This is a genomic window from Ligilactobacillus sp. (assembly GCF_036846325.1).
Classification (GTDB): Bacteria; Bacillota; Bacilli; order Lactobacillales; family Lactobacillaceae; genus Ligilactobacillus.
In genome coordinates this window covers 1-12,284 of record NZ_DAIUCE010000061.1, presented here as the reverse complement: position 1 = coordinate 12,284, position 12,284 = coordinate 1, and the positions used below count along the sequence as shown (strand labels likewise).

6 protein-coding genes, 1 tRNA gene and 1 rRNA gene are annotated in these 12,284 nt (G+C 45.7%); 4 read left to right on the top strand and 4 right to left on the bottom strand.

The genetic code is table 11. The features are described 5' to 3' along the window. The coding region (locus V7Z60_RS06760) for a hypothetical protein (protein ID WP_334117077.1) at positions 1-742 on the bottom strand (742 nt) is incomplete at its 3' end. A 118-nt stretch (positions 743-860) separates the two neighbouring features. Between V7Z60_RS06760 and V7Z60_RS06755 the strand changes: the two genes are divergently transcribed. The 4 genes from V7Z60_RS06755 (at position 861) to V7Z60_RS06740 (ending at position 5,440) form a co-directional block, all read left to right on the top strand. Next, positions 861-1,901 carry a cation diffusion facilitator family transporter gene (locus V7Z60_RS06755; protein ID WP_334117078.1) on the top strand — a complete coding sequence of 347 codons (1,041 nt, stop codon included), beginning with the start codon at positions 861-863 and terminating at the stop codon, positions 1,899-1,901. Between the two features lie 30 nt (positions 1,902-1,931). Continuing rightward, the gene (gene helD / locus V7Z60_RS06750) at positions 1,932-4,211 is read left to right on the top strand and encodes an RNA polymerase recycling motor HelD (protein WP_334117076.1); all 2,280 of its coding nucleotides are present in this window, start codon (positions 1,932-1,934) and stop codon (positions 4,209-4,211) included. Between the two features lie 54 nt (positions 4,212-4,265). Continuing rightward, positions 4,266-4,338 (top strand) — tRNA-Thr (locus V7Z60_RS06745). Positions 4,339-4,972: 634 nt separating this feature from the next. Continuing rightward, a complete protein-coding gene (locus V7Z60_RS06740) occupies positions 4,973-5,440 on the top strand; it encodes a sigma-70 family RNA polymerase sigma factor (protein ID WP_334117075.1) in 468 nt (155 codons plus the stop codon). 274 nt (positions 5,441-5,714) lie between these two features. Here the strand turns inward: V7Z60_RS06740 and V7Z60_RS06735 are convergent, their stop codons facing one another. The 3 genes from V7Z60_RS06735 to rrf form a co-directional block, all read right to left on the bottom strand. Continuing rightward, positions 5,715-7,148 carry a glutamate synthase subunit beta gene (locus V7Z60_RS06735; RefSeq protein WP_334117074.1) on the bottom strand — a complete coding sequence of 478 codons (1,434 nt, stop codon included), beginning with the start codon at positions 7,146-7,148 and terminating at the stop codon, positions 5,715-5,717. A 17-nt stretch (positions 7,149-7,165) separates the two neighbouring features. Continuing rightward, positions 7,166-11,620, bottom strand: coding sequence for a glutamate synthase large subunit (gltB, locus tag V7Z60_RS06730; RefSeq protein ID WP_334117073.1), 4,455 nt, complete (start codon positions 11,618-11,620; stop codon positions 7,166-7,168). A 452-nt stretch (positions 11,621-12,072) separates the two neighbouring features. Then, positions 12,073-12,189 (bottom strand): 5S ribosomal RNA (gene rrf / locus V7Z60_RS06725). Positions 12,190-12,284: the final 95 nt, after the last annotated feature.

The window sequence follows — 12,284 nt, the reverse complement described above, 5'->3', positions numbered from 1 at the left end:
TAAGCTGTGCCTGCTGATACATGCTGCGGTACTTTGCAGCGAGATCCTGCAGAATCTTCTGATCATCCGCTTTTAACTTGTCTAAAGCAGTCTTGTTTTTGGCAGTCAATTCATCCAGTTTCTGCTTGTTTTGACTGATAAGATTCTGAAGTTCTTCAGCAAGTCGCTGTTCCAGCTGCTTTTGCTGATCAGCCAGTTCCTGCGCAAGCCTTGCGTAATCATCTTCCTGCTTCCTTTTAAAATCCTGAAGAGCCTTGTCGGCTTGTTCGATTTTTTCGTTCAATTCGGCCAGCCTGTCCTGATAATCGCCTGCATCCTTGTCAAGTTCTTCAATTTCCTTTTTCAATTCCGCAACTTTTTCATCATGTTCGCTCGTCGCCTTTTCCAAATCAGCAGCCTGTTGTTTTTTCAAATCATCAAGTCTTTTTTGCGCATCTTTTTGAAAATCATTGATTTTCTTAATGTTGTCGGCTTTTTTCAAAGCCTCGGCATCGGCATTCTTCTTTTCAAGCACTGCTTCTTCTACCTGATTTTTCTTAAGCAGCGCTTCCTCCTTGTTTGCCAGTACAGCCTTTTGATTGTTGTAGCTGAAGTTGAAACTGTTTTTCAATGAAAAAAGCGAGTCGTTCGATTCAACGTTCAAATCAAACTCGTTGTCCGCATGAACAGTCGCAGGCTTCGCAAGGGCAAATGAAGCCATCGCGCCAAAGCAAAGCGATGCCAGCAGATATCTTTTCCTCACTTGATCACACCCCCTTCATTCCTCAAGTAACATATATTATAATTTTAACACACAGTTCATATTGTTTGCACTTTCAGAACGCTCAATTATAATTAAAAAATGAAAGAAGGTGACTCCAATCAGCCAGATCGACAAGCATTTGAAAAAAGAATTTGAGGACTGGGAAAGAATTCAGCAAAAGGAACTCGGTAAACTGATTTCAGCCAAGAGGCATCTTTATGTGAACATCGGCGCCTACCTGCTGATTTCCGTCATTGAAATCATCCTTTCTTCAATCAGCGGCTCACAGACGCTGAAAGCCGATGCCTTCAACAACCTTTCAGGCATCATCTCGACCGTACTGCTGATTATCGGCATTCACATTGCCTCGGACATTGACGATGATGACATCGCCGGCATTCCGCTTCCGAAAATCTCACTGCGGAAAACAGGCAACGATCAGCGAATCCAGTTCACGCGCTGGCGCTACGAGACCATCTTCACGCTTGTTACCGGAATCATCATGATCGTCATCGCCTCAAGCGTTATCGTCGACGGAATCAAGGCACTGCTTAATCCGTCGGAACGCATCGTTCCCCAGCCGATTGCCCTGCTTGGTGCCGCAATCGCAAGCATCATCATGGTTTTAATCTGGATTTACAATAAAAGGGCCGGACTGCGCCTGAAAAATGCAGCTCTGACGGCTTCTGCCAAAGACAGCCTGAGCGATGCCCTTACCAGCATCGGAACGTTTCTTTCAATCGGCGGCGCCCTGCTCTTTAACGTCGCCTGGCTTGACGGGGCCGCCAGCATCGTCGTCGGAATCTACATTTTCTATTCGGGGCTCTGCATTTTCACTGACAGCAGCCTGAATCTTGCTGATTATTTTGATCCCAAGGCAGAAAGACAGTTCAGGGAATATATCGAAGGAATTGACGGCGTAAGGGAGGTCGATGAGCTCAAGGCACACTATAACGGAAATCTCGTCACGCTTGACGTGGTGGTCATCGTTGATGGTACAATGAGTGTCCTGGAAAGTTATCGTCTTGGTGAAAGAATCGAGTCGCTGATGCTGAAGAACTTCGGCATAATCGACACGGACGTTTCATTCATCCCGGATTCCGCTTCTGACGACAACGAACATAAAAACCGCAGCAGACGGAGCAGAAGCCGTTTGTGAAAACAATTGCTTTGAAAGGGGTATCTTCTCTTGGATCCTGAAAAGAAAAAAGAGCAGCAGCGCGTCGATTACGTTATCGGCCGCATCAGAGAAAAAATCGAAACTACGGGCGATGAACTTGAAAAAGCACACGAGGAAACGTCCTCCGTTGAAAAGAACTATGTGCAAAATGCCAGAATCAATACATTTGAAGTCGATGACCGCATGGAAACAAATGCCGAAGTCCAGCAGCAAAAGCAGCTTGTTGCGAAAAACGTCGAAAATGAACGCATTTTAAAACAGGAACTCTCGAAACTTGAGCTTTTGAAAGACTCTCCTTACTTCGGACGCATCGACATCCTGGATCCGGGTGAATCGGAAACCGAATCACTTTACATCGGAACGGCCTCATTTGCGGAGAACAGCCGCGATTTCCTCGTCTATGACTGGCGTGCCCCGATTTCTTCAATCTTCTACAACGGCACGCTTGGAAACGTTCAGTACGAAACACCGATGGGGATGCAGACAACCGAACTTGTCAAAAAAAGACAGTTCACGATCGTCAACGGCAAAATCAGACACATGTTTGACACCAACGAAACGATTGGCGACGAAATGCTTCAGGCCGTTTTAGGCGAACACAGCGATGAATACATGAAAAACATCGTTGCCACCATCCAAAAGGAACAAAATGACATCATCAGGGACACGAAACATGACCTGCTTCTGGTCCAGGGCGTTGCCGGAAGCGGCAAGACTTCCGCTATCCTGCAGCGAATCGCCTTTCTGCTTTACCACAGCAACCGCAGGCTTTCTGCCGATCAAATCGTCTTGTTTTCACCGAATCTGCTGTTTTCGCATTATATTTCAGAAGTTTTGCCAAGTCTTGGCGAACGCAACATGCGGCAGGTCACGCTCGCTGAATTTTTCAGCCGCAGATTCCAGGGACTGAACGTCGAAACGCTTTTTGACCGCTATGAAAAAAGCCCGCTGCTGACTCAAAAACAGCTTGAAGTGCGGCAAGTCAAGGAGTCTGCCGAATTCATGCAAGAAATATTCGCTTATGCAAAAAAACTGGACGCAAAAGACTTGAAATTTGCCGACATGACTCTTCCTGACGGTCAGGTCATCTTCTCTGCAAAGGTGATTCAGGAAATTTTTGCCAGGCTCCCGGCTGCCATGAAACAAAGGGACAAGTTCCTTGAAATCAAGAATACCTTGATCAAGCGCCTGAACAGACTCATCAAAACCACAGCGCGTTCAAGGGAAATGCGCGCAGCAATCGATCTGCTCTCAGATGAAGAGTATAACAATCTGATTGGAGGAAAACGCAGAAATCATTTTCAAAGTCTCGATCAGGAAGTATTCTACATCGGCGAAAAAATTGCCGAAAGAAAGTTTGCCCGGATCTATGACGGACTTTACAACGGCTTCTTTTTTGACGTCTATGCCCAATATCATGACTTCTTAACACGCATGCTTCCCGACTCAGCGCATGAATTTTCGGAGAACGTTGAATTTCACAGAATCTCTTTGAGTGACTGCGCGCCGGTGCTTTACCTGCGCGACCTGCTGACCGGAGGAGGAAAGAACCGTTCGATCGAACACCTCTTCATTGATGAGATGCAGGATTACTCAATGGCAGCCATGGTTTACCTGAAACATGCCTTTCCGAATGCAAGGCTCACACTTCTGGGAGACAGTGAGCAGGCTCTCTTCAACCCGCTTGAAGAACCGGAATCACTGCTTCAAAAGCTAAACGAAAGCCTGCAGGTCAAAAACTGCCGCATCATCGAACTGAACACCAGCTATCGTTCGACCAAACAGATTACCGACTTCATGAAGTCCCTTCTTCCAAACGAAAGCGAGATCCGCTCATTTGCGCGTTCCGGCACCAAACCGGCAATCTGCATGAGCAGTCCGAAAAAAGAACTCAAAGACCTGCACACAATGCTTGAAAACGCGCTTGATCAAAACGGGACGGTTGCCCTGATTACAAAAAACAGGCAGGATGCGGAAGACCTTTTCTTCAAGCTTAAAGATGTTCTTGACGTCACGCTTTTAAACGATCAGGACATTTCCGTCCCGTCAGGCATAACGATTCTTCCAATCTACCTCGCAAAGGGACTTGAATTTGATTCGGTCATCGTTTGCGACGTTACCGAAGAGAAATTTCCGAAAGAAACGCTTGGCATCTTCTATACAATCTGTTCGCGCGCCATGCATTCATTGACCCTGATCTGCCCGGAACAGATGCCTGAAATGCTCAGACAAATTCCGCCCGAGCTCTATACGGTTTCGTTCAGCCTTGAAAAAAATGCAGAATCTTAATTTGTTGTTGCATTCTTCATTCTAATCAGATATACTGAATAGGTAAGTCTGAATGCCACTTTAGCTCAGCAGGTAGAGCATCACCATGGTAAGGTGGGGGTCACCGGTTCAAGTCCGGTAAGTGGCTTAAGTTAATGATTATGAATGCCGTCATGTCAGCGGATGCTGATGTGGCGGCCTTTTTTGTTCTTAAAAGAAAATAAGGGGTGCAGAGTTGTTGTCTTCGTGTTGTCCTCAAAAATGGCATCAGGGGTTTCACCTCAATTCCGGCACACTTTCCAAGATGGTTGGTCTTGTATATGCCTTCTATAAGGAACGCATGACTTAGCTGACATCAATCTGATTTTTTAAGTTGAAAAAGGGTCTTGCAAAAGCATGTAATAACTTGAATCCAGGCATCATACATAAATTTCATCTGTTTACTGCTCGATTTAAAAATTCTTTATAACGAAACTGTTTCATTTTTTGTACTCATATTAACGCTATTCAAACGTTTCAGATATTAGAAAAAAAATCTCCAACTCGTCATCCCGGCTAAAGGAAATTCAAGATAAAACTATCCGCAAACACATCATGCTGGAACTGCCAAATTCAGTTTTTACAAAAAAACAGACTTAGTTGTTACTTTATTTCCTTAACATTACATAATTATTAAAAATACCTTTTTAAGATGATAAAATGCTGACAAACACTTTAAAAAGAATTATATTATATTCGTGACATTCAAGTCACGACAGGAATATTTAAAAGGGGGCATTATCATGACTCAAAACGAAGATGAAGCAACGGAAAAATTGCTTCAACGATTTAAAGAGTACCATTGTGAGGACTCTTTGGCAGAACTGTTTGCAAAATACAAGCCGCTGGTTATTAGGGCGATCAATTCGTTTCGTTTCAGAACATTGGACCGGGACGATTTGCTTCAAGAGGCTTATATCATCTGCTGCACTACAGCTCTCAGCTACAATCAGACAACGACTAAGGCAACTTACGGCTGCTACTTCAAAGCCAGCCTGTATAACCGGTTTACAACGCTGAAACGTGAAGAAACGGCTAGTAAACGCATGGGTAACGTGCTGGCAGTTCCGCTCGATTCAATCTGCGGTGATGATAATTCGTTCATCTCTGAAAATTCATTCAGTGAAATTGAAGCCAGAATCACACTTGAACAGGTTATGGCTAAAGTGCCCAGGCAAATTAACGTCTCTGGAAAGCAGCGTATTGGTTGACTGGCTGAATACGATTTCGGTTAAGGAAACAGCAAGAAACTTAGGGATTTCTGATCAAAAGACGTACAATGCCTTGAACCGCTGCCGGAAAAAACTGTCCTCACTTATGGACTGGTAGCTTTTAGCTGCCTGCATTGAATAATGCTAAAGGAGTCTTGAAGAAATTCAAGTCTCTTTTTTATAAAAATGTTAACAAAATAAAAAAGCAACCAGGACCAAACCTCTTAAGTCCTGATTGCAATATGATGTTAATGTCTTATGCCGAATATGTCGCTTATTCGGCATGGGCGGCTGCTTTGCAAGCCTCATTGACTTTTTCGGCAGCCATGCGCCCTTCGTGGATACCCCAAATCACAAGACTTGGTCCACGACGAGCGTCACCTGCGACGTAGACTTTTTCGTCATTCGTCGTATAATCGTCGTTAACCTCGGTTACACCGAATTCATCCAGGAATTGCTTCTGTGCACCAGTAAAGCCCATTGCCAAAAGCACAAGATCTACCGGATGCTTTTCTTCAGTCCCGGGAACAGGCTTGAAAAGCTGTGCATGACACGTCGTCACGCTTGAAACATGACCATCAACGCCGTCAAATCCGACCGCCGTGGTTTCGTACTGAGTCAGGACGCCTTCAAATAATTCGTTGGCTTCTTCCTGACCATATCCCGTCTTGGCAATTCTAGGCCACTGCGGCCACGGATTGTCGGCAGGACGCTTGTCAGGCGGACGTCGGGTAATTTCAAGCTGCTTGACTTCTGCCGCACCTTGTCTGATGGCAGTCGCAATGCAGTCATTGCCCGTATCACCGCCGCCGATGACCATGACCTTCTTGCCTTCGAGTTCCTTGCTTGCCTTCGTTCCGTTTTTCAAAACGCTCTTTGTCGCATCAGTCAAATAATCGACCGCAAGCCGGACGCCTTCCAATTCGCGTCCGGGAACGTTCAAATCGCGTGCCTGACGGGCTCCGATTGCAAGAACGATTCGCTGATACTCGCGTTTCAATTCGTCTCCCGAAACGTCGACACCGACTTCGGTGTTCAAAACGAATTTTACCCCTACTTCTTCCATAATCTTGACACGGCGAGCAACGATTTCCTTAGGCAATTTCATATTCGGAATGCCATACATCGTCAACCCGCCTGGATGATCGTCGCGCTCATACACAGTCACGTCATAGCCAAGCTGATTCAACCGCCATGCACAGGCCAATCCTGCCGGACCGCTTCCGACGACTGCAACCTTGACTCCATTGCGATGCAGAGGCATCCCGCTTTCCTTTACCCAACCGTTCTCATAGGCCGTTTCAATGATATAGCGTTCGTTGTTTTTGATTGTAATGCCCTTGCCGTTTAAGGCCTCATTACAGGCAACTTCGCAGGGAGCAGGACAAACAAGTCCGGTAAATTCCGGGAGAGGATTTGTCAAAGTCAATCGTTCGAAAGCATGCTTGTCTTCTTCACGATAAATCAAGTCATTCCACTCAGGAATCAGATTATCATTCGGGCAGCCGCTGACTGCGCGGCCGCCGGAATAAAACTGGCCCGCATGACAGTGAGGAACACCGCAATTCATGCAGCGTGCTGCCTGTTTTCTGCGTTCTTCAACTGAAAGAACGTTTTCCATTTCTTCAAAATCTTTGATACGTTCAGCAACCGGTCGAATCGGATTGTTGACACGCGGATATTTCATAAAGCCAAATGGATCTGCCATAATTCAATTCCCCTTTTCTACTTGGATGCCGTAATAATATCGAAAGCCTTTTGTTCAAGCTGATCCTTAGGCGTGCCCTTCTTGGCGCACTCTGCCATGATTTCATTGATATGGCGATATTCCTTAGGATAGACCTTAACAAAATTTGCCTGTTCCTTCTTCCAATTGTTCAAAAGACTCTTGGCTTTTTCTGATCCTGTAAACTTCACATGTTTTTCCAGAATTTCCTTCAAGACGGAATCATTGCCTTTTTCATTGAGCTTGAACAACTCAATCATATCCATGTTGCAGTTGTCCTTAAGTTTATTTTCCGGATCATAGACGTATGCAACCCCACCGGACATTCCGGCACCGAAGTTGCAACCTGTTGAGCCAAGAACAACTGCAATGCCTCCGGTCATGTATTCACAGCCATGGTCACCGATGCCTTCAGCAACGACCGTCGCACCGGAATTGCGGACGCAGAAACGTTCCCCGGTTTGGCCGTTGAAGTATGCTTCGCCGCTGGTAGCTCCAAAACAGGCAACGTTGCCGACAATCGGAGCATTGCTGTATATCTTCTTTGCCTTGGCAGGAGCCTGGACGATTAAACGTCCGCCACTCAAGCCCTTGCCGACATAGTCATTTGCCTCTCCGATGAGTTTAAGCTCCAGGCCTTGCGGTATGAATGCACCGAAACTTTGCCCGGCAACGCCCGTATATTCAAATTTAAGGTGTCCGGAAGGAAGGCCATTGTTCCCGAACCGCTTTGCAATCCAACCACCGATTCTTGTCCCGGCAGCACGATGAATATTATTGATTGAGGACTTGAGAACAACCGCCTTCTTTTCCTGAATTGCACTTTCCGCAAAGGCATTGAGGTCTGGCCACTCTGACTTTGGAGCAAACGGATCCTTTGATTTGCGTGAAATTCCGATTGGCGTTCCAAGCAGACGGTCAAAATCAAGCGACTTTGCCTTGCCCTTGGCAACAAAACGCGGTTTCAAATGCTCCGTATGCCCGACAAGTTCATCGACCGTACGATATCCAAGCTCAGCCATTTCCTCGCGAAGATCTTCGGCCAGGAAACGCATGCAGTTCTTGATATCCTCCGGCTTGCCATTAAAGAATTTACGCAAACGAGGATCTTGCGTGGCAACACCGGTCGGGCAAGTATTCTTGCTGCAGACACGCATCATGATGCATCCGATTGAAACCAGCACAAGCGAGCCAAAACTGAATTCTTCCGCACCGAGCATGATTGCAACGGCAATGTCGCGGCCCGTCATAAGCTTGCCATCTGTTTCGATTGTCGTACGCTGGCGCAGATTGTTCAGCGCAAGCGTCTGATGAGCTTCTGAAATGCCCATCTCCCATGGAAGTCCCGCATCGCGCACGGAAATTCGTGGAGCGGCACCTGTACCGCCGTCATACCCGGAGATAACGACTTTATCAGCACCGCATTTGACAACGCCTGTCGCAATCGTACCAACACCTGTGCTTGATACAAGCTTGACGGAAACGGCAGCACCAGGATTGATCTGCTTCAAATCATAAATAAGCTGTTTCAAATCTTCAATTGAATAGATATCATGATGAGGCGGAGGAGAAATCAAACGAACGCCTGGAACCGAACCGCGAACCTCAGCAACCCAAGGGAAGTTTTTGGCACCGGGAAGCTGCCCGCCTTCACCAGGCTTGGCGCCTTGAGCAACTTTGATCTGAATTTCTTCAGCACTCATCAGATATTCTGCATTAACGCCGAAACGCGCCGATGCGACCTGCTTGATGCGGCTGTTGATATCGCGTCCGTCAGGCTGTTTCTTGAAACGATAGCGATTTTCACCGCCTTCACCGCAGTTGCTCTTTGCGCCGAGTTCGTTCATGGCTTGAGCAATACACTCATGCGCTTCTTTTGAAAGCGCACCGAAACTCATGGCTCCGGCCTTGAAACGTTTGACAATCTGGCTGACTGGTTCAACTTCGCTCAATGGAACAGGGTCACGGTCTGATTCGATGTTCCACATTGATCTGAGAGTGGAAGGATGCTCCAGTTCTTCATCGCGCATCAATTTTGCGTATTCTTTGTAAAGCTCGTAATCGCCTGTCTTGACCGCCTGTTGGAATTTGTACATCGTCATCGGATTGAACATGTGATGTTCGCCTTCAAAACGATACTTGAAACTGCCATCCGTTGGAAGAGCATCATTTGCTTTTTCGCCAAATGCCATTTTGTAGCGTTCAAGGTATTCTTCTTCAATTTGGTCAAGCGTCAGGCCACCGATACGTGAAACCGTACCAGTAAAGTATTCGTCAACGACTTCTTTTGAAATGCCGACAGCTTCGAACAACTGGGCTCCCTGATAGCCAACGATTGTCGAAATGCCCATTCGGCTCATAATTTTAATGATTCCCTTTTCAGCAGCCGAACGATAAGACTCCTTCTTATCAGAAAGGTCATAATAGTCAAGCGTTGCATATACGCCGTAAGGATGAATCGCAGAAGCACCGTATCCCAGCAACGTTGCATAATGATGCACTTCGCACGCTTCACAAGTATCCGCAACGATTGACACCAAACCTCGCTTACCTTTGCGAACAAGGTAATTATTCAAGCCGGAAACCGCCAGAAGAACCGGAATAACCAAATCATCACGCGTTGCACCGCGATCAGTGACAATCAAAACATTGCAACCGGAATCAACCTTGCTTTCGGCATCACGGAACAAATCTTCAAGAGCCTGTTGCAGTCTGTGGGGACGTTCAACGTTGCTGTAGCATAACGAGACCTCTCCCGCCTTGAATCCGTCCTTGCCGTTCAGATGACGCAGTCTTTCAAATTCTCCATCTACAAGCATCGGTGAATCAAGTTTGATTTTCCGGGCATTTTCCGGAACGTCCTTGCAAATGTCTCCGTCAGCACCCAGGTACATTTCAGTACCAATCATCTGTTTTTCACGAATCGCATCAATCGGCGGATTCGTGACCTGCGCAAATTGCTGCTTGAAGTAAGTAAACAATGACTGCGGCTTTTCGCTCAAAACAGCCAGTGGTGAATCAAAGCCCATTGAAATAACAGGAACTTCGCCATTTTGTGCCATCGGGATGATGGAATCACGAATAATGTCTTCCGTGTAGCCATGACGACGCCAGAGAGTCTTCAATGCATGCTTGGAAAGATGTTCAACGATGTCTGCTTCTGGCAATTCATTGAGTTTGACCTGTTCGTTTTTGAGCCATTCGCCATATGGATGCTGCGTTGAATAGTATTCCTTGACTTCCTTGGTGTTGTAGAAACGCCCTTTGGAAGTATCGACCAGAATCATTTCCCCTGGACCAAGGATTCCCTTTTCAATAATATCTTCAGGTGCAACATCGTAAACACCTGATTCAGAAGCCGTAATCAGGAAGTTTCCTTTTACCAGACTGTATCGCGAAGGACGCAAACCGTTTCGATCCAAAACGGCACCTACCTGCGTGCCATCGGTGAAGCAAAGAGCAGCCGGACCGTCCCAAGGGGCAATGAATGACGAGTTGTATTCGTCGAAGTCTCTTTCTTCCTTTGGAAGATTCATCTTATCGCTCCAGGCTTCAGGCATCATCATCAAAAGTGCCTGTGGAATGTCACGACCATTACGATACAGATATTCCATGCAGTTTTCCAATTTGGCAGAATCAGAGTCTTCTTCATTGTAGACTTCGATATTATGACTCTTCATCCAGTTTTCAGCACGCTTCAAAGTGTTGATTTCACCGTTGTGAGCAATGAAACGGAAAGGTTGCGCACGACTCCAGCTAGGGAACGTATTGGTTGAAAAACGGGAATGAGTCAGTGCAATCGCAGAACACATGTCAGGATCATGCAAATCAGGATAGAACTGACCGACTTGATAAGCGTGAAGCATTCCCTTATAGCAAAGGGTCTTGCTTGAAAGACTGACAATTGCAAATTCATTTGAAGAATATGTCTTTTCAAGGTGACGTCTCAAATGATACAGACGATCTTCAAAAGGACGTCCTGCTTCGGTATCGGCCGGGCGCTGAATAATGACTTGTGCAAATCCAGGCATGGCTTTTTGAGCAGTAGGTCCGCAATTTTCATAAACATACGGAACATTTCGTGTCGCCAGGACCTTAAATCCAGATGCCGTAATTTCTGCTGTGACTGAGCCAAGCATGGCATTTTTTTCCTGCTCCTTTTGCGGCAAGAAAAACATGCCGAAAGCATAATCTCCTAAGCTCGGAAGCGTAAATTCCTGTTCTTCGGCATATTTTTGAAAAAACTTGTCAGGCATAGCAAATAAAATACCGGCACCATCACCAGTATCCGGTTCTGAACCAGTACCGCCACGATGATTCATTCGACTAAGCATGATAAGCGCTCGTTCAATGAGTTCATGGCTCGGCTTGCCGTCAATCTGGGTAATAAAACCCATGCCGCAAGCATCATGTTCATAGCCATGACAGTACATTGTTTTGCTTTCTTCGGTCATTTCAATCCCCCACCTCGTGCAAATTCAAAGAAAAATCTTCTTATATTAAATCTTTCTAACTTATATCTAATTTAAGCGAATAACCCCTAAAAATCAAGGCTTTTTCTTTGATTGTTCGCATATAGTCCAATATAAAGCCATTTGAAATTAATGTAAGCGTTTTTAAACGAATTAAAAGCATGTTCTAATTGAGAATTTTCCTCAATTAGAACATGCTAAACAATTTTGATCTTAAATCTTTAAAGTTCTACCAATTAATTTCCTTGATACGAACAGAAATACGTGAAAATATCATCAGATAGCTAATCATCTTTAAACGGGCAATATCCTGTTGTTTAACGATACGTGCCAAGATTGCGAACGTTTATGAACAACACATATCAACTGTTGTTCCCCGCATTTACGCAAATAACTAAAAAAGGATTGAAATTCCTTCCAATCCTTGCTTTCATGCATAGCAACGTCCTACCCTCGCAGGGGGCGATCCCCCAACTACTCTCAGCGTTACGAAGCTTGACTTCTGTGTTCGAAATGGGAACAGGTATATCCTTCGCACCATAATCACTATACTGTATTAAGTTCTTCATACCATGTATCAAGGTACAAAAAAAGCGGAAGACGGGATTCGAACCCGCGACCCCCACCATGGCAAGGTGATGTTCTA

Bases quoted from the DNA above. Each gene is read 5' to 3' on its own strand.
- V7Z60_RS06740 (WP_334117075.1), top strand. From the start codon at position 4,973: ATGACTCAAAACGAAGATGAAGCAACGGAAAAATTGCTTCAACGATTT.
- V7Z60_RS06735 (WP_334117074.1), bottom strand. From the start codon at position 7,148: ATGGCAGATCCATTTGGCTTTATGAAATATCCGCGTGTCAACAATCCG.
- gltB (WP_334117073.1), bottom strand. From the start codon at position 11,620: ATGACCGAAGAAAGCAAAACAATGTACTGTCATGGCTATGAACATGAT.